Source organism: Microbulbifer elongatus, from assembly GCF_020524885.1.
Classification (GTDB): domain Bacteria; phylum Pseudomonadota; class Gammaproteobacteria; order Pseudomonadales; family Cellvibrionaceae; genus Microbulbifer; species Microbulbifer elongatus_A.
Map to the genome: position 1 here is coordinate 87,719 of NZ_JAIVKJ010000005.1, position 19,024 is coordinate 106,742.

Here is a 19,024-nt window from a genome sequence, read left to right on the forward strand (position 1 = left end):
GAAGATTGTCATTTTCTGGTCATCTAACTATCCGGGTGCTCTAATCGGACGTTCGACTTGGCATTCCGGCCGTCGAAAATACGAAAAGGTGATCTCATGGATATCGTAAAGCAGTTAGGGGTAGCTGTAGCGGTACTGGTAAGTGCTTCGGTGTTTGCCGGTGAGGACAATAAGAAAAATTATGTGTCCCCATACAAGGGAGAAGAAGTATTCGGGGAGTGGATGTTTGATACAAACGCGGAAAAGAGTTTTGTTCGTAAAGGCGAGCTTGAAAGTGATAAATCGCTGACTTTTTTGTCGGACCACAATGGCTCGGATGTCTGGGCGGTAGCGCGCAAAAACCTCGATGCCAAGCCCTACCGGAATGGTCGAGTTCAGGTACAGTTCAAGTATCGATATAAAGATGTTTCGAAAGCCGTTTTGTTGGCGTTCAGCGCTAAGGATCAACGTGAAAAACAGCAGAAGGAGCTGGCCTGGGATAATACCTATGTGAACCCTCCTGTTGGTTCAAGTGATTGGACTGCGACGGCGATGGTGCTGGATATTCCTGAAGAGGCAGATATTTTGCGCATCGCAATGGGGTTGGTCGGCAGTGGTGAGGTCGAGATCAGTGAGGTGAAACTCTCGCAGGTCGACACGTCCGTCGCCAGTACCGATAAGGGTTTGATCGACCGGCTGTGGGAGAAGGAAGACTATGCGGGATATCTGGAAGAGATTAAAAAATGGCCGCTTGGCGATCAGATGTCGACCCGATACGTTAGTTTAAAATTCCACTGGTATATCGCTTTGCACGAAACAGGTCAGTCGAGAGAAGCCGAAGAGATCATAAATGAATTGCTCAATCTGGTATCTAAACCAGAATGGCTAGCAGCCAACACTTCCGACTGGGGACAATCCACCTTGGCGCGGATAAAGTATTTTTCTGGTGAGCTTACCGATCAGGAATATCTGGATGCTTCACAGAGGATTGATGCTATTACCGAGAAACGTAAGCTGAGGCTCATGCATTGGGTGTACGAGGATGTTGGGGTAAAAAACCGTATGGACGGAAATTTGTTAGCAGCAAAGGCTGCCTTCCAGAAGGCGGCATCTAGGGAGTGGGGAGAAACGCTGAGTTATGACTATGTTGACAGTCAACTAAAAAAAGTGGAAAGCGCGCTCGTTGCCAGTAAATAGTACGTTCCCCGGGTGGCGCCCTTTGCGCCACCCATATCCGACTCGTTTCACTCTCCTTGGAAAGTTATAAAGGATATAAAAAATGGACTTTTTTCGTGTATTGGCGGTAACCATGTTTTCGCCTTGTATTGCATTGGCGGCAGTTGACTCTGCAACCGATGATTCGGCGCGCCGAATTGAGGCTGATGTGCGATACCTTGCAAGTGATCTGCTTGAGGGGCGGGAGGCGGGAACCCGGGGGTATGACCTTGCCGCGGCTTATGTTGCAGAGCGTTTTCGTGCAATTGGACTTAAGCCAGGTGTAGGCGAAAGCTATTTTCAGCCGGTACCATTGCTGGAGTACCGAACGGCCGAAGGCACACAGGGAAGTTTGACGATTACGCGGGACGGCCAAGTTGTTGAACTTCTTTCCGAAGTTGATTATGCCGTGACCCCTACGGCTGCGAATTGGGACGTCGACGTAGAGGGAGAACTTGTGTTTGTCGGGTATGGTGTTGAATCCCCATTCTTCGGTCGTAACGACTTTGCTGCAATTGATCTAGAGGGAAAAATTGCGGTTTTCCTGATAAGCAACGACCCATCTCTACCGTCGGAGGAGGCTGCACATTTTCGCCGCATGAAGACCGCAAGTGCGTCCCAGCATGGTGCCGTCGCTACGATTGATTTGTATACGCCGGAGTTTGAAGCAATCTACGCTTACGAGAAACTAGCACGCAATATCAAAACTGATTCTCGGATGCGATGGCGCAATGAAGGTGATGAGCCGTATTTGGATGCACCGAATATTCTCGCTCGAGCGGTTCTGAGTCAGGCGGCAACAAAAAAATTGTTTCCCTACGGCGATTTGGGCTGGGAGTCTTTATTGGGGAAAATTGAGTCAGGTGGTGTGCCGAGCTTTTCAATGGGGCTCACGGCGCAACTGAAAATTCAGTCGAAGCAAAAGAATCTGATAAGCCACAATGTGGTTGCGGTGCTGCCAGGCTCAGACCCAGAGCTAAAACATGAATATGTTCTGGTCACTGGCCATCTTGATCATGAAGGGATCAAGAGAGGCGGAACCGATGGAGCGGACCACATCTACAATGGGGCAATGGATAATGCCGTAGGAATTGCCTCCATGCTGGAAGTGGCGGCACAGATGGTCAAGCAACCACCCAAACGCTCAGTCATCTTCCTGGCGTTGACAGCGGAAGAGAAGGGGCTTATCGGGTCCGATTACTATGCGCAAAATCCGACAGTTCCGAAACGGGAGATTGTGGCCAATATCAATCTGGATATGCCTATTCTCACCTATGACTTTGAGGATGTCGTAGCTTTCGGAGCAGCACACTCCAATTTACAGGAAATGGCTGCGGGTGTGATGGATGAACTCGGGGTTCGACTGGTGCCAGATCCTGCGCCGGAGCGGGCGATCTTTGTGCGTTCAGATCAGTACAGCTTTGTTAAACAGGGGGTTCCCGCCATATATTTATCCCCCGGACCTGGTGGAGATGGAAAGGAGGCGAAAGACAAGTTTCTGGGTGAGCATTACCACGAGCCTTCTGACGAGTGGGGGCATATCCGGTACCCTGTTGCGGCAAAATTTGCTCGAGTAAATATCGCCGTTACTTCCGCTGTTGCCAATGCCGGGGAGCGTCCGTATTGGAATGAAGGGGATTTCTTTGGTGTGACCTTTACCGGAGAGGCATCCGCTCCCTAGTAAATTATTCGCCCTGTTCACCGGTACGCCAGCGAAGGATGTTCTCGATTACTCCATTCAGAAGTCGCTGGCGACTCTCGGTACTGATCCACGCATTGTGGGGGGTAATGATGAGGTTGGGGATGTCGACTGTGAGTAGCGGATGATCCGCGGGAGGGGGTTCGACACTGAGTACGTCGAGAGCGGCGCCGGCGATAGCCCCACTTTTCAGGGCATCCATCAGCGCTTTCTCGTCCACCAGTCCACCGCGGGCGGTATTGACGAGGAAAGCTGAGCTTTTCATGGCCGCGAGAAACTCGCGGTTTACCAGTTGATTGGTCTGTTCGGTGAGGGGGCAGTGCAGGCTGACTACATCCGCTTGGGCGAGCAGTGTTTCCAGAGGCACACGTCCCGCTTTCTTTTCGCCGGTAAAGGAATCCGCGACCAGGATTTCCATGCCCAGTGCTTTGCCGAGGCTGGCGACCTTCTTGCCCAGATCGCCGTAGCCGATTATCCCCATTACCTTGCCAGATAACTCTATCACCGGGTAATCCAGCCGACAGAAAACCGGTGAATCACTCCATTGTCCCTGTTGTACATCGGTATGGTATTGATGCCAGCGGGTGGCGAGTGCCAGTATCAGTGCAAGGGTATGCTGGGCGAGAGAACTGCCGGTATAGCCGGCGACATTTTTGACCGGGATATTGTTTTCTGCGGCCGCTTCCAGATCAATATTGTTGGTGCCGGTAGCGCAGACACAGATGAGTTTCAGGTTGGGGGCGTTTTCGATGAGCTGGCGATCGAGCACGACCTTGTTGGTGATTACAACATCGGCGTCTTTGATGCGCTCTGCGGCTTCCTGTGGGGTGGTGGTTTCGTAGTAGTCCCAGTGATCCAGCACAGCCTCCAGTGCGGAGGTATCCAGCTCTGCGAGTTTCATGGTGAGGGTATCGAGAAATACGCCGCGCATATTATCTTCCTGCTGTCCACTGTGACCTGCCATGGTGACTTTTGCAGGAGCCCGCGAGCAGGCTCCTGCAAACAGTGTATTTACATTACCCGCATACCCGGCTGTGCACCGGCGTGGGGTTCCAGAATCCACAGGTCTTTACCACCAGGGCCTGCCGCCAACACCATGCCCTCGCTCACGCCAAAGCGCATCTTGCGCGGTGCCAGGTTGGCGACCATCACGGTGTGCTTGCCGATCAGGTCTTCCGGGCTGTAAGCGCTCTTGATGCCGGCAAATACATTGCGGGTCTCGCCACCCAGGTCCAGGGTCAGGCGCAGTAGCTTGCCGGCACCTTCCACGTGTTCCGCGTTGGCGATCAGTGCGATGCGCAGGTCCACTTTGGCGAAGTCGTCGAACTGTATCTGATCGGCGAGCGGATCGTCCGCCAGTGGGCCGCTCGCTGCTTTTGTTTCTGCCTGCAACTGCGCGAGGGATTCCTTCGCCGCGTCCTGCATCGCTTCCACCTGGGTCTTTTCAATCCGCTGCATCAGTGGCTTGAATTTGTTGATGGTGTGCCCGGCGAGCGGGGTAGTTGCCGAATTCCAGTCCAGGGCCACGCCGAGGAATTCCTCGGCTTTTTTGGCAGTTTCCGGCAGTACCGGTGACAGCCAGGTGATCAGCGCGCGGAACATGTTTACGCCCTGTGAGCAGATCGCCAGTACTTCTTCCTCTTTGCCTTCTTCCTTTGCCAGCGACCAGGGTGCCTTTTCCGCAATCCAGGCATTGGCCGCGTCCGCCAGCGCCATGATCTCGCGGGTGGCGCGGCTGTATTCGCGCGCTTCAAAGTGGTCGGTGATACGCGGAGCGGCTTCGACAAACTGCTGCCACAGGGCTTTGTCAGCAAGCTCAGCAGACAGGGCGCCGCCGGATTTGCTCACAAACTTGGCAGTGCGCGAAGCGATGTTGACCACCTTACCCACCAGATCCGAATTTACCTTGGCGATAAAGTCTTCCAGGTTCAGGTCCAAGTCGTCTACACCAGCAGTAAGTTTGGCGGCGAAGTAGTAACGCAGGTATTCCGGGTTCAGGTGATCCAGGTAATTGCGCGCATTGATAAAGGTGCCGCGGGACTTGGACATCTTCTTGCCGTTGACGGTCAGGAAGCCGTGCACACAAACCTTGTCGGGGGTACGGAAGTCCGCGGAATCCAGCATGGCTGGCCAGAACAGTGCGTGGAAGTTGACGATGTCCTTGCCGATAAAGTGATACACCTCGGCAGTGCTGTCTTTTTTCCAGTACTCCAACCAGTCCAGGTTGTTGGCATCGCAGTAATTTTTCAGGCTGGCCATATAGCCGATCGGCGCATCCAGCCACACGTAAAAGTATTTGCCCGGAGCGTCGGGGATTTCGAAACCAAAGTAGGGCGCGTCACGGGAGATATCCCACTCCTGCAGTCCTTCGTCCAGCCACTCGGACAGCTTGTTAGCCACTTCATCCTGCAGGGTGCCGGAGCGGGTCCACTGTTTCAGAAAGTCGGTGAAAGCGGGCAGGGTGAAGAAGAAGTGTTCGGACTCCTTCTCCACTGGAGTCGCCCCGGAGATCACGGAAACCGGGTTGATCAGTTCGGTGGGGCTGTAGGTGGCGCCGCAGGCTTCACAGTTGTCCCCGTACTGGTCTTCGGTCTTACATTTCGGGCAGGTGCCCTTGATGTAGCGGTCCGCCAGGAACAGTTCTTTTTCCGGGTCGAACGCCTGGGTAATGGTGCGTGAGGCAATGTGTCCGTTCGCGCGCAGGCGCTTGTAGATCATCGCCGACAGCTCGCGGTTTTCTTCTGAGTGGGTGGAGTGGTAGTTGTCCACGCCGATTAGGAAATCGTTGAAGTCCCGCTGGTGTTCCGCCTGCATATTGGCGATGTGCTGTTCCGGGGTCAGCCCCAGTTGCTCGGCCTTCAACATGATGGCGGTGCCGTGCGCGTCGTCGGCACACATGTAGAGACACTGATTGCCGCGGGCGCGCTGGAAGCGGGCCCAGATATCGGTCTGGATGTACTCGAGGATGTGGCCCAGGTGCAGCGAGCCGTTGGCGTACGGCAGGGCACTGGTGACGAGGATGTTTCTCGGCTGCTTGTCGGTTTGAGACATCATGGGTTCCAAAGGCTGCAAGACGGATTGGTAGTCAAAACGGCGGCCGCCGGCGATGCAATGGTTATGCGCTGGCTTTGCACGGACATAGCCCCGCGGCCGAAAAAAGAGCGCGGAATATAGCAGATATGGGCGCTGCAAGGCACCCGGCGAGGGCGGTGGCCACGCTTGTATTCCCCGGGGGGCTTGCCCACAATGCGGGCCAGATCCAAGTACCAGTAAGGAAAGTGACGTGACCGATCACCACCACGAACATGACCACGAAGACATCCCCGTCGAAGTGCAGGCCCAGCTGGAGCGGGTGGCGGAAGTCATCGGCGCGCTTGAGGACCCGGCTACCGGCCTTCCCCTGGACCAACTGGAGGCGGATATTGAGGTGGGTTTTGATGATGGAACCGTGTTCACCGGCGTCACCCTCGGGTACCCTTGTGCGAGCCAGCAGGAAGCCTGGGCCCAGCGTATCCGTACGGCCTGCGAGCCACTGCTCGCAGAAGGCCCTTTGCAGGGGGCCCAAATCCAGACTGATCTTTTTTTCGATATCGGGCGTACAGAGTCAGGTGAGGTGCCGGAATCTCTGCGGGCGGTGAAAAATATCATCGCCGTGGCTTCGGGCAAAGGCGGTGTCGGCAAGTCCACCACTGCTGTGAACCTCGCGCTTGCATTGGCTGCCGAAGGTGCTTCGGTAGGGTTGCTGGACGCAGACATCTACGGTCCCAGCCTGCCCACAATGCTGGGCACCGAGGGCCTGCGACCGGAGGTGCAAGGCGGGAAGTTTTTTGTACCGCTGCCGGCGCGGGGCTTGCAGACCATGTCCCTCGGTTACCTTCTGACCGAGGACACCCCGGCAGTTTGGCGCGGACCCATGGCCAGCGGTGCCCTGAACCAGATGCTGACCCAGACCCTTTGGGGCCAAGGCGGGGAGGATGGTGAGCTGGATTACCTTGTGGTAGATATGCCTCCGGGCACCGGCGACATCCAGCTGACCCTGTCACAGAAGGTGGCGTTGGCCGGTGCTGTGATCGTGACCACGCCGCAGGACCTGGCTTTGGTTGACGCCAAAAAGGGTGTGGAGATGTTCCGCAAGGTTTCGGTCCCGGTACTGGGCATCGTGGAAAATATGGCCCTACATACTTGCTCCAAGTGTGGGCACCGAGAACCGATATTTGGTGCTGGCGGCGGTGAGAAGATGGCAGCGGAGTACGGTACCCGTCTGTTGGGGCAGTTGCCGCTGGCGATGTCGATTCGCGAACAGGCAGATAGCGGCAAGCCCACTGTGGCTGCGGAGCCGGATGGCGACGTTGCCGTGCTGTATAAAGAGATTGCACGCAAAGCGGCGGCACAGGTTTGGCTGGCGGCTGATGATGTGGCATTGCCTGAGATAGATATGGGCTGACCAGCTGCCCCAGGGCTGGCGGCTCAGGAGTGTGAGTAGTTGAGCTTTCAGATTCGATTTAATTCAGACACACGGGTTGTCACTGCGGTTTTCTTTGACCGCGTCGAACTCTCCGACAAGATGGCTTCCGCCCGTCAGGTGGCGGAAAAGTACGGTCACCTGCATCCCCTGATGCTGCTGGTGGATGTGCGCAATGCGGAAATTGCGTTGTCGATGGAAGAACGCCGGTTCTTTGGCACTTTTGCCGCCCACCTGCAGGGGTTGAGTCACGGCAAGGTGGCGGTGCTGCATGCGCCGGATCACAATGCCAATGTGGTCATCGACAGCACTGCACAGGCAGAGGGAATGCATATAGTGGAGTTTGTTTCGGAGCACGCCGCGCTGGAGTGGCTTGCCTCGCCCGAAACCGGTGATGATGCTTCCCGCTAGTCCGCCCTGCTAATTCCCGCCACTCTCTGTTAACCAGCTCCTGTCAACCAGCTCCTGTCAACCAGCTACTGTCAACCAGCTACTGTCCAGCGGCGCCATTGCACCTGAAGCCAACTCCGCCGAAGCTCCCAGTTAAAACGCTGGGAGGTGGCTTCGGCGGAGCCTGGCCGAAAGGTAAAAGATGTCAGGAGCTGCGGGCTTGTTCAGCCTGCTTCCGCCGCAGTTCCTGTTTCTGCTTGCGGCGGGCTGCGGTGGTTGCCTTGGCATCGTGCCCCAGATGATCCTCACCGCGGGCTTTTGCCAGCTGAATCTGCTTCTCGCGCTCACGGAAGCGGGCCTTGTCCGCTTCGGATACCGAGTCGTGACAATGCGGGCAGCTCACACCCTGTTCAAACAGTTCGGACTGCATCTCTTCATCGGTGACCGGCATGCGGCAGGCGTTACATTGCTCGTAGCTGCCCCGCTCCAGGTCGTGGTTCACCGTCACGCGATCGTCAAATACGAAACACTCCCCCTTCCACAGGGTCTCTTCCTTGGGAACCTCTTCCAGATATTTGAGAATGCCACCCTGCAGATGGAAGACTTCGTCGAACCCCTGCTCTTTCAGGTAGGCGGTGGATTTCTCGCAGCGGATGCCGCCGGTGCAGAACATGGCCACTTTTTTGTGTTTCTGCGGATCCAGGTGATCCTTCACATACTGGGGGAATTCGCGGAAGCTGGTGGTATTGGGGTTCACCGCGTGCTCGAAGGTACCGACCTGGTACTCGTAGTCGTTGCGGGTATCGATCAGCAGGACCTCCGGGTCGGAGATCAGCGCGTTCCAGTCCTGCGGTTTGACGTAGGTACCCACGGTGCGGCGCGGATCGATATCCTCCACACCCATGGTGACGATTTCCCGCTTGAGTTTGACCTTGCTGCGCAGGAAAGGCATTTCCGCGGTGCGGGACTCTTTGTAATCCAGTTCTGCCAGTCGCGGATCGGACTTGAGGTAGGCGAGCAGGGTGTCGATACCGGCGCGGCTGCCCGCTACAGTGCCATTGATACCCTCTCGGGCCAGCAGCAGAGTGCCGCGCACCTCGTTGTCGAGCAGGGTTTGGAGCAGGGGATCGCGCAGGGATTCGAAGTCTTCGAGGCTGACAAATTTGTACAGTGCACAGACCACGACGTCGGTGGGCATATTCATCTTGGTGTCCTTTTGCAGACCGGAGCGTAAATCCGGGGCATAGGTTTTGGTAGAAAAAAAACGCCGCGTATTTTAACGAAAAAACTACGGGCTGTCGTACACTTTTTCGACAGCGAAAAGTGCTGCCTGACTCGTGGTTCACTCACGGGTGCTGGGCTTTTCGTAACTTCACTACCTGTTCACTTGCCGCTCCGGTTGCCAGCGAGGTTTTCCCCATGGCCGATGACATCACTCCCCAGGATTCTCCCCTGAGCCGCGCCTACAGCGATGGCAATCACACCGTCAATATCGACATTTACGCCGATGATGAGGGCGGCTGGTTGCTTGAGATTGTCGACGAGAACAACAACACCACCGTGTGGGAGGACGCCTTCGACACCGACGACGAGGCGCTACAGGAGGCGCTGGATGCGCTCAAGGAAGAGGGGGTGGGGGCTTTTATTGGTCCCGCGGAAGCAAGTGGGAGCTGGGAGGCGCCCTGAGCCGGGCTCTTAATATCCGTGACCAGAAACCGACAGTGCGATTTCAAATAACCGGCGCCACACAAAGCAGGTTTGGAATGGCCTGCTATGGTTATACATAGAAGGGAATCGCGACAGTGTAACAGCACTACCCAATCGCGGCGCCGCCAACGGGCAGCAAGGAAAGTTGCCCTGGCGGTGCCAACTGATCGCGGTCACCGGGCCGCCACAGTTTGCAGATGTATAAAGTGTGGTTGCTCTGCATGAGAAATTTCCTTCCCCTCCTCGCTATTCCCCTGTTGTGTTTTTCGTCGGTCATGCCGGCGCAATCGGGTATTAAGCTCCAGCTCTCCGATGACCGGATGATCGATGTGGATCTCGCCGAAGCCAAGCTGATCTCTGAGCTGAAGGGCTACGCCATTATTGCCGGGCGAACCTGCATCGATTGCGATGAAAACACCGCAATTTTTCTCGAAAAGGTCGGCACTGCTGACGGGCGGCAAGTGAGCCCGCGGTCGGAGAGTAATGAACCGTCGGAGCCGGAGAAGTTCGACCCACAAAAGCCAAAGCGCCCTGCAGCGAGTGCGGCGGAGTTGCGCGATCAGTCACAGGCTGAAATGGATGGGGATGAGGACGGTGTGACAGAAGTTGACCTGTCCGGTGAGCGCTTTACTTACCCGGGAAAATATCGGGACTATCTCACTAAAGAGCTGGTGGAGAAGACCCGCATGTTTTATGGCAAATGCCACGAAAACTCACCGGCACTTTTGTGGTTGAGCGAATACCGCACGGAAAAGGGTTGGGTAAAAGAAGAATATTTGCTCGTGTTCCGCGATGAGGGTATCGAGCACCGATACAATCAGGCGCGGCAGCCGAGTATTTATTTCATTGAAAACGAGGATTGTCGCGAGCTACAGGGTGTGGATACCACAACAGAGCCTTGAGAGCATAACCTTGTTTGTATTGCGACTGCCTAAAACGCAAAACCCCGCAACGCGGGGTTTTGTTTGAAAGCAGTGCTGGCAAGCTCTGTGTACTTTCTGTTGCATGCTAGCTGGTTAGCGCATGCGGGCTGAAGCAATCTGGCAACTTACTTTTTGTGATCCCAGATGATTTTCAGCTTCTTCTTACCCCATTTCCGTGCTTTCTTGATGTCCTTTTCCATCCACACGTCGATGCGGTTGGTATAGCGTTTGTTCATGCGGTCGCGCACGGTGTAGGTGCCGGGCAGACCTTCAATTCTTACCTTGGCGCCGTTGGTCAGTCCGTGTTTTTCCAGGTCACGGGAAACGGCGATGATCTTGTCACCAGGGCGCAGGCGGTTGTTCCATGCCGCAACCCAGGGGTCGCCATCGGTCTGGCCTTTTACAGAGTTGTAGGCCGTCGCGGTGACGGTCATGGACTTCTTTTTGTCGGCGGTCTCCTTGATAGCGGCAAAGGCGTCGCCACCGGCAAGTGCCGAGAGTGATGCTGCGAGTACGATCGCGTACTTTTTAAGACTCTGTCGCATAATATTTAGTACCTCCGAGGGCGCCTTAGTCACAGACGTGTTTTGCCTGCGTGGCCTCCAAGTTGATTTCTTCATAAGTGATCAAACTTTGATCAGGGTTGGCCATATTAAACGTCCCGAATGGGTAATCAATCTTTCCGGTACGGGCGTCGGATTTCCCGATAGCGTTTTCGTTTAATTTCCAGCTTGAGTCTCTTGGGCTAAGAACGCGGCGCTAACCGGAATTGAATCCTGTCTGTGACGGGATTATGACGGTGAGACACGCTGCAAATGGATCGCTATTGGCACCGGGTTGCCAATCCGGGCTCATTGCTGACAGCGATGTCATCTGCCGCTGGTGGAATTTTGTACGATTTCGGCAGCGGGACTTCATAGCCCGTGGAACAAAATTTTTTTTCGAATATTTGCGACTGGTCGTCCAAATTGGGGGGATGCGTACCGGTGACAGCGTTGTAACCGGGATCAGTTACATGAATAGCGACTATTACCGAAAGGCTCCGCCTATAGATTGGAGAAAAAAACCTTTGAAATGGCTCTGTATCCCGGTTGGCGAGGAGGCGTATTGAGAGCGTCTTGCTCCTGCGGCTCTATGTCGCAACGGCGTGTGGAGTCACTAGCGCCTTGGATAGTGAAAGTAAGTAGTCTCGGCAGTCAGGTTTAGATTGCGGTATTGCCCACCGGCTGCTCAGGGTTGACCTGTTCCCTCAGCGCGGTCAGATACGCCAGGTCTTCCTCCAGATCCGCGAAACCGTGGCGCCTGTCCAGGGCCACCGCCTGTTCCAGCCACTGGATGGCCTCCTCCAGATTACCCTGCCATTCGCACACCTGACCGATATTGAAGGAGGTGATGGCCAGGTTCTGCCAGTCCTCCTCGCGGCGCAGCTGGTCGATGGCGCTGGCATATAGCTGGTAGGCATTGCGCAGCATGACGGCGCGCTTGTTAGGGCTGGTTTGCAGTGCTGATTGTTGGTGGTAGGTGTGGGCGATGGCAGAGCGAACCCTTGCCGCGGACTGTTCGAAGGGCAGGCCCGGTGAGGACTCTATGTAGCGCAACACCGCATCGAATTGGCCGCGGGCCAGGGGGTAGAGGTCCGGGCGCTGCCCTCCCAGGGCGTTCAGGATGATGCCGTAGCGGTAGCGCAGCTGGTTCTGACGGTGGGGTTGCCCTTCCAGGCCGGCTATGGCCTTTTCGTATAGGGGCAGAGCGGCATCGTAGTTACCTTCCAGGGCATACTCTTCCGCCTCCATAATCAGCGGTGTCGCGCTGGTGGGCTCACTCTCGGCCAGTACCTGCAGTGGGCAGGCCAGTTGCAGGCACAGGGCTAGCCCCGCGATGGCGGGGTACCGGAGTGATCGACGTTTGTGCTGAACGAGGCGCTGAGTGGGCATGGTCAGTCCAACTATTGTGCGCGCCGGCGTCCATGAGAGCTATCCACAAGAACTATCCACAAGAACTATCCACGGCAATCGCGGCGCACAGGTTAGTGATTACTGACAGTAAACCCCGAATCTTCGATTTGTGCCAGTAGTGCCTGCAGCGGATGGCGCAAATTTGTGTCTGCGAAGCGCTTGCTCTGGCAGCGGCAGGAGTAACCGGTGGCAAGAATGTTCGCGGTGTCGCCATTCAGTTTGGGTGCCCAGGACTGCTGGAATATCACCCTGGAGGTCTCGCGGTTGGCCACCTCGTGGCCATAGGTGCCGGCCATGCCGCAGCAACCCGCGGGCTGGGTTTCCAGTTCCATACCCAGGGCATTGAATACCTCCTGCCACTGACGCGACGAACCGGCGGCATTGGATTGCTCGGTGCAGTGGGGCAGCAGGGTAAAGCGGCTGCTCTTCAGGCGGTTGCGGTTGCTGGCGAGATGTTCCGTGTGGTTTGCCAGCCATTCCTGCAGCAGCTGCACTTGCGGCGCCTTGTCTCCCAGCAGTTTCTGGTATTCCGAGCGGTAGGTCATGGTCATGGAGGGGTCTATGCCCACCAAAGGAACCCTGCACTCAGCGAGGGCGTTGAGCATCGCACTGTTTTGCGCGGCGGTCTGGGCGAACTGGCGGAGGAACCCGTGCACATGCAGTGGCTTGCCGTTTGCGCGGTAGGGGGCCACTAGCGGGTTGAAGTCCAGCAGTTTGAGCAGGCGCAGGGTGTCTGCCACCACTTCTGCGTCGAAATAGCTGGTGAAGGCATCCTGGACAATGACCACGGCTTTGGCGCGTTGGGCCGGCCCCATGGCACGGAGGTTTTCTCGGCTGGCGTAGGGTACGCCCAGTTCGCGCATTACCTTGTCGAGGCGAGTGGCAGAGAGTTTGGGGGAGTCCGCCAGGCCCAGGCCGCGCTCCATTACCCAGCGCACCGGCTTCAGGCCCAGGGGGAAATTGTACAGCTGCGGTACCCGCGCCAGGTGCGGCATCAGGAACTCGAGGCCACCGACAAAGTAGTCCTTTAGCGGCCGCAGGTAGCGGCTGTAATAGAGCTCGAGGAACTTGGCACGGAAGGTGGGTACGTCCACCTTGATTGGGCACTGGCCGGCGCAGGACTTGCACGCCAGGCAGGCCTGCATGGATTCGTTCACCTCGTGGCTGAAGTCGTATTCGCCGCGGGCGCGGGCCAGGGAGTTCTTGATGCGGCCCGGCAGGCCGATCAGGAAGGACTGTTCGCGACTTTTGCGCGCCACTGCTTCCGGGTCCACGGAGCGATCCGCCAGCAGGCGCAGCCATTCACGGATCAGGGAGGCGCGGCCTTTGGGGGAGTGGATACGATTGCGGGTGCCCTTGTAAGAGGGGCACATGGCATCGTCCGGGTTCCAGTTGAAGCAGGCGCCGTTGCCGTTGCAGTAGACCCCTTCGGAATAACCTTCCCACACCTGTACCGGTATCTGCCGGTCGTGCTCGCCGCGGGTGGAGACCTCGTCGATCTTGAGCAGGCTGGAGGCGTTACTGGGAGTGGCGATCTTGCCTGGGTTCAGCTGGTTGCGGGGGTCGAATGCCGCCTTGATCTTCTGCAGTTCGGGGTAGAGCTCACCGAAGAACTCCGGGGCGAATTCCGAGCGCACACCCTTGCCGTGCTCACCCCACAGCAGGCCGTTGTACTTCTTCGCCAGGCTCACCACCTTTTCCGTGATGATCCGCACCTGCTTGGCCTGCTCCGGGTCTTTCATATCGATGGCCGGGCGCACGTGCAGCACGCCCGCATCCACATGGCCGAACATGCCGTAGGCGAAACCGGCGTCGTCCAGCGCAGCGCGGAACTCGGCAATGAAGTCGGCGAGGTTTTCCGGTGGCACCGCGCAGTCTTCCACAAACGGAATCGGGCGCTGTTCGCCCTTGGCATTGCCCAGCAGACCCACGGCGCGCTTGCGCATGCCCCAGATGCGATTTACCTGGGTGTGACCGCGGGCAATGGTGTAGGCAAAACTTTTGCCCGGCTGGCCAATCACGCTGTCCACATGGGCGGTAAATGTCGCCAGTGCTGCGTCCAGCTCCTCTTCCGAGTCCGCAGTGTATTCCACCAGGTTGATGCCCTGTACGGGTCTATCGTCCTGGGGGAAAAATTCACTCACGCTGTCCCACACGATATCGCCCATGGCCAGCTGCAGTACTTTGCTGTCCACGGTCTCGATGGACGTGGGGCCGGCCTTCATCAGATCGGTGGCATCCTTCAGCGCGTCCTGGAAGTGGTCGTAATTGAGGTTGACCAGCGCCGCGCACTTGGGAATCTTCAGTAGGTTGAGTTTGGCTTCGGCAATAAAGCCCAGAGTGCCCTCGGAGCCGCACAGGATATTGTTGAGATTGAAGCGGCCGTCTTTACCCTTCTCGGTATCTCTGTCTCTGATATGTGCCAGATCGTAGCCGGTGAGGCAGCGATTGAGTTTGGGGAATTTGGCCTCGATCAGCGCACGCTTTTCGCGCTCAACGCCATCCACCGCCTTGTGTACTCTGCCAGCACGGCTCTCGCTATTGGTGACTTCTGCCAGCGTATCGTCGTCGATGGCGTGGGAGTGCCACAGTTCGCCCCCCATCAGCACGGTTTTCAATTCCAGCACGTGATCGCGGGTCTTGCCGTAGAGACAGGAGCCCTGGCCGGAGGCGTCGGTATTGATCATGCCGCCAATGGTGGCGCGGTTGCTGGTGGATAGCTCTGGCGCAAAAAACAGCCCGTGGGGCTTCAGCGCCGCGTTCAGCTGGTCTTTCACCACCCCGGTCTGCACCCGCACCCAGCCCTGCTCGGCATTGATTTCGAGGATGCGGTTCATATGCCGGGAAATGTCCACCACGATCCCGTCCGTGAGGGACTGACCATTGGTGCCGGTGCCGCCGCCACGGGGGGAGAGTACGACGTTGTGGAATTCTTCCCGGTCCGCCAGTTCCATCAGCAGCTGCAGGTCGTGGATATCCCGCGGGTACACCACCGCCTGGGGCAGAACCTGATAGATGGAGTTGTCTGTGGACAGAACGGTACGGCTGGCGTAGCTGGGGCTCGCATCGCCGCGAAAGCCACTCTGCCGCAGTGCCTTGAGGTACTGCAGGTAGAGCGCCTGTACATCGTTGATTTCGCGCAGTGCTGGAATCATTCGGGGCCCCGGGGTCTGGCAAGACTGGTGTCTGTGCAACTGGTACTAATAAAGAAGGACTGGCATTTTAGCGGCGGTGGCGCCCCGCGCAACAATTACCGCGAAATCCACTCTGCAGCGCCGGTTTATCGCGTGGGGAAGCCTGGGTAGCCGGTTCGCCTGTTTGGTCCGGTTTTGGATACCTCTTCGGATGCATCCACAATAGGTGCGCCAGCGTAGAGTAGACTGTTAGAAGCGAACACAAGCGAGTGATTGCCTGTCCGGGCCAAGTATCGATGAAAATACAACTACTGCAGCGAAAAATCCCCGTGGGTATCAGCCAGTGCGCCATGGGGGACCCGGTCCGCTACAACGGCGGGCACAAGCACAGCAAGGTCTGTACCGGGCTACTGGCCCAGTGCTTTGAGTATGTGCCCCTGTGCCCGGAAGTCGCTATTGGCATGGGCGTGCCGCGCAAGCCGATACATCTGCTGGTGGAGAAAGCCAGTGCGCCAGTGGACGCGGTGCGCGTGGTGGGGGTGGAGGATGCGAAGGTCGATGTAACCGAGCCCTTGCGTGACTATGCCGACTCCGTAGTACCGGAATTGCGGAAGGTGCGCGGTTATATTTTTATGCAGAACTCGCCCAGCTGCGGCCTGTATGGCGTCCGTCGCTATCTGGATAACGGCCACGGCATCGACAGTGAAGGTGTGGGTATCTTTGCCCGCCGCCTGCAACAGCAGTTTCCGCACCTTCCCATGGAAGAGGTAGGGCGACTGAACAACAGCGAGCTGCGGGAGAATTTTCTTACCCGGGTCTTTACCTACGATGCCTGGTTCCGTTACGTGGAAGAACCGGAGGGTAATAACGCGGAGGGTAAGGAAGGCGCGGATGAGGGGGAAGCGGCGAAACCCCAGTCACTGATTGCCCGTGTCATCGAGTTTTACACTGCCCACAAATACCTGCTGCTGGCACACCATCAGGAAAAGACCCGTGCTCTGGGCCGGTTGCTGGCCGATGCCAAAACCATGTCCGACGATGAACTGGTGTTTGAGGTGCGCGGGCGCATTATGGATATTTTGTCCCGTCCTGCCACACGCAAAGACCGGACCAACGCGCTGATGCACAGTGCGGGTCATCTGAGTGAGTTTCTCGACAAACGCGAGAAGGCGGAGCTTAAGGATCTCATCGAGGAGTACCGGCTGGGACACAAGCCTTTGTCGGCCGTGCTGACGTTGCTGCGCCATTTTTTGCCGCGCAGCCCTCACAGTTTCATTCACAGCCAGGTACTGCTGGCCGCAGAGCCCGCAGAGCTGGGGCTGTGTGATTTTCACTGACAGTATCTATTTAAAAGTACCTATTAACAGTATCTATGCCTGAAAAAGCCTATCAACGGGGACTGGTGTGGCTGCGCAACGACCTGCGCGTTGCCGATAACACGGCCCTGTATCGCGCTGGCAAGGGCTGCAAAGCGGTTGCCGCTATCTTTATTGCCTGCCCGCAAACCTGGCGCAGCCATGGTGATGGCGACAATGTTGTGGCCATGCGTCTGCGCAGCCTTCGTCAGCTGCAGGCCGCGCTGGAAAAAAAACATATTCCACTGTACTTCCTCGAGTGCCCGGAGTTTTCCAATACTCCGGGTCTGCTCTCGCAGATCGTCGAAAAGCTGCAGGTGGATGCGCTATTCGCCAATGCCGAATACCCGGTAAACGAGCTGGCTCGTGACCAGTCGGTACGGGAGAGGCTGAAACAGCAGGGCGTGCCGGTGGAATATTCGACGGATCGCACCCTGATTCCCCCCGGTAGCCTGACGACGGGCAGCGGGGATGGTTTTAAGGTGTTTACCCCGTTCAAGCGTGCCTTTATCAGCCAGCATGACAACTCAGGCGAGGCCTTTGCGCCGTTACCCTCACCACGTGCCCATGGGGCGGACCATGGGGATCAGTGGCCCGAGTGGATTGCGCTCGACGGTAATAGCAATCTGGTGCGGCGGATTCCGGATACGGTGGGGGATTACGGGCTGGCGCCCGGTGGTGAGAAAAAGGTGCTCGACTGGTCTGCAGGAGAATCGGCCGGTACTCGAGCATTGAAAAATTTCGCTGAAATCATCGGCGATTATGCTCGCTGGCGAGATTTCCCGGCGCAGGAGAATACCTCGCGCCTTTCTCCCTACCTGAACTGTGGCGCCGTCTCTGTACGCCAGTGCGTCGCCATGGCTTTGGCGGAAAACGGCGGCCGCTGGGCGGGTAGTAACGAGGGGGCTTCCACCTGGCTGGATGAGATACTGTGGCGTGAGTTCTATCAGCATCTTGTGGTCAACTTTCCGCGCGTATGCCGCAATAAACCTTTTAAGCCTGAAACCGAAAAAGTGCCCTGGTCAAATCGCAGTGAGGACTTTGAGCGCTGGTGCGAGGGCCGCACCGGTGTGCCGATCGTGGACGCGGCCATGCGGCAGCTGAATCAGACGGGCTGGATGCACAACCGCCTGCGCATGGTGGTTGCCTCCTTCCTGACCAAAAACCTGCTCACCGATTGGCGTAAAGGGGAACATTACTTTATGCAGCAGCTGGTGGATGCGGACTTTGCGGCCAACAATGGCGGCTGGCAGTGGGCGGCCTCTACCGGCACCGACGCCGCGCCATATTTTCGTGTATTCAATCCTTATAGCCAGTCCAAGCGGTTTGATCCGGAGGGCGAATTTATTCGCGCCTATGTCCCGGAGCTGGCATCACTTTCCGACCGGGATATTCACTGCCCGCCACGCGAGGGCACATCCGCGGACCTGTTCGCACAGGATGGATACCCCGCGCCCATCTGTGATGTGACCGACTCCCGTAAACGGGCAATCGAGGTGTTTGCTAACTTGAAGTCTTAGGGAACCTCTGATTTATTCAGTAATCCGGGTTTACCCGGTGTGTTGCGCTCGCGGTACAGATATCTTTCTGATAAATGAGTCGCTGATGAATTACAAAAAATTGGCCAATTTCACCCTGTTTGTCGCCGGATGGTGGACGGCGCTGTTATATGGCAATGCTCTGGCACTAATCGCCTTGTTTATCGTGCTGATGCTGCACTTTGTCATGTGGCGGGATATACGGGATATCTTCGTCATCCTCGGGTTTATCTTTTGTGGATTCGCCGTGGAGTGGGCGTTTATGGAAAGTGATGTGCAGGACTACCGCTCCAATCTCCCTCCTGCCTGGGCGATCTGTATTTGGGCGATGCTAGCCACCACCATGCGCTACTCCCTTTCCTGGCTGATCAACAAGCCGCTGTGGGCCGCCCTTGTGGGGCTGTTGGTGGCCCCTGCGTTCTATTTCAACAGTGTGCAGTTTGGCCCCGCGAGCTGGGGGCGGCCGGTGTGGGAATGCCTGTTGGCCATCGCGCTGGTGTGGAGCCTGCTCGCCGCTTTTCTGAGTGGGATAATGATGCCGTTTATCGAGCAGATGGAATCGGCAGAAAACAGCACCTCCTGAGGCGAACGTGCCGCAAAACCCGTCAAATTCAGCCGCTACTGCTGACCTATACTTGCCACGAAATTTCGCCGTGGCAAGGAGGCC

Annotated in this window: 15 protein-coding genes; 9 read left to right on the forward strand and 6 right to left on the reverse strand. The window is 56.9% G+C overall.

What is annotated here, in order from left to right:
- Positions 1 to 96 precede the first annotated feature (96 nt).
- Together LC059_RS16010 and LC059_RS16015 are read left to right on the forward strand one after the other, a co-directional pair.
- Complete coding sequence (locus LC059_RS16010) at positions 97 to 1,176, forward strand: hypothetical protein (protein WP_226704882.1); 1,080 nt, start codon at positions 97 to 99, stop codon at positions 1,174 to 1,176.
- Positions 1,177 to 1,258: 82 nt separating this feature from the next.
- Positions 1,259 to 2,875: a M28 family peptidase gene (locus tag LC059_RS16015; protein WP_226704883.1), complete on the forward strand. Its 1,617-nt coding sequence runs from the start codon at positions 1,259 to 1,261 to the stop codon at positions 2,873 to 2,875.
- Positions 2,876 to 2,879: 4 nt separating this feature from the next.
- On the opposite strand, the gene LC059_RS16020 is transcribed toward LC059_RS16015, so the two are convergent.
- Positions 2,880 to 3,857: a D-2-hydroxyacid dehydrogenase gene (locus LC059_RS16020; protein WP_226704884.1), complete on the reverse strand. Its 978-nt coding sequence runs from the start codon at positions 3,855 to 3,857 to the stop codon at positions 2,880 to 2,882.
- Between the two features lie 47 nt (positions 3,858 to 3,904).
- Positions 3,905 to 5,944 (reverse strand): methionine--tRNA ligase, encoded by a 2,040-nt coding sequence (gene metG / locus LC059_RS16025; protein ID WP_226705021.1) that lies wholly within the window; start codon positions 5,942 to 5,944, stop codon positions 3,905 to 3,907.
- Between the two features lie 232 nt (positions 5,945 to 6,176).
- Here metG and apbC point away from each other — a divergent pair, with 232 nt between their 5' ends.
- Positions 6,177 to 7,337, forward strand: coding sequence for an iron-sulfur cluster carrier protein ApbC (apbC, locus tag LC059_RS16030; protein WP_319005122.1), 1,161 nt, complete (start codon positions 6,177 to 6,179; stop codon positions 7,335 to 7,337).
- 39 nt (positions 7,338 to 7,376) lie between these two features.
- On the forward strand, positions 7,377 to 7,766 hold the full coding sequence (locus tag LC059_RS16035; RefSeq protein WP_226704885.1) for a hypothetical protein: 390 nt from the start codon (positions 7,377 to 7,379) through the stop codon (positions 7,764 to 7,766).
- 184 nt (positions 7,767 to 7,950) lie between these two features.
- On the opposite strand, the gene LC059_RS16040 is transcribed toward LC059_RS16035, so the two are convergent.
- Complete coding sequence (locus tag LC059_RS16040) at positions 7,951 to 8,943, reverse strand: rhodanese-related sulfurtransferase (protein ID WP_226705023.1); 993 nt, start codon at positions 8,941 to 8,943, stop codon at positions 7,951 to 7,953.
- Between the two features lie 221 nt (positions 8,944 to 9,164).
- Here LC059_RS16040 and LC059_RS16045 point away from each other — a divergent pair, with 221 nt between their 5' ends.
- A complete protein-coding gene (locus LC059_RS16045; protein WP_226704886.1) occupies positions 9,165 to 9,431 on the forward strand; it encodes a hypothetical protein in 267 nt (88 codons plus the stop codon).
- A gap of 242 nt (positions 9,432 to 9,673) precedes the next feature.
- The gene (locus LC059_RS16050) at positions 9,674 to 10,354 is read left to right on the forward strand and encodes a hypothetical protein (protein ID WP_226704887.1); all 681 of its coding nucleotides are present in this window, start codon (positions 9,674 to 9,676) and stop codon (positions 10,352 to 10,354) included.
- 146 nt (positions 10,355 to 10,500) lie between these two features.
- Here LC059_RS16050 and LC059_RS16055 read toward each other — a convergent pair whose 3' ends face one another.
- The 3 genes from LC059_RS16055 to LC059_RS16065 all read right to left on the reverse strand — a co-directional run bounded on the left by LC059_RS16055 (position 10,501) and on the right by LC059_RS16065 (position 15,485).
- Entirely contained in the window at positions 10,501 to 10,920 is a 420-nt protein-coding gene (locus tag LC059_RS16055; protein ID WP_226704888.1) for a 3D domain-containing protein, read from the reverse strand.
- Between the two features lie 657 nt (positions 10,921 to 11,577).
- Positions 11,578 to 12,309, reverse strand: a complete 732-nt coding sequence (locus LC059_RS16060; RefSeq protein ID WP_226704889.1) for a tetratricopeptide repeat protein — start codon at positions 12,307 to 12,309, stop codon at positions 11,578 to 11,580.
- A 92-nt stretch (positions 12,310 to 12,401) separates the two neighbouring features.
- Positions 12,402 to 15,485, reverse strand: coding sequence for an FAD-binding and (Fe-S)-binding domain-containing protein (locus tag LC059_RS16065; protein WP_226704890.1), 3,084 nt, complete (start codon positions 15,483 to 15,485; stop codon positions 12,402 to 12,404).
- 275 nt (positions 15,486 to 15,760) lie between these two features.
- Here LC059_RS16065 and LC059_RS16070 point away from each other — a divergent pair, with 275 nt between their 5' ends.
- The 3 genes from LC059_RS16070 to LC059_RS16080 all read left to right on the forward strand — a co-directional run bounded on the left by LC059_RS16070 (position 15,761) and on the right by LC059_RS16080 (position 18,940).
- Entirely contained in the window at positions 15,761 to 16,801 is a 1,041-nt protein-coding gene (locus tag LC059_RS16070) for a YbgA family protein (protein ID WP_226704891.1), read from the forward strand.
- Between the two features lie 35 nt (positions 16,802 to 16,836).
- Positions 16,837 to 18,339 (forward strand): cryptochrome/photolyase family protein, encoded by a 1,503-nt coding sequence (locus LC059_RS16075; protein ID WP_226704892.1) that lies wholly within the window; start codon positions 16,837 to 16,839, stop codon positions 18,337 to 18,339.
- An 85-nt stretch (positions 18,340 to 18,424) separates the two neighbouring features.
- On the forward strand, positions 18,425 to 18,940 hold the full coding sequence (locus LC059_RS16080; RefSeq protein ID WP_226704893.1) for a DUF2878 domain-containing protein: 516 nt from the start codon (positions 18,425 to 18,427) through the stop codon (positions 18,938 to 18,940).
- The last annotated feature ends 84 nt before the right edge of the window (positions 18,941 to 19,024 follow it).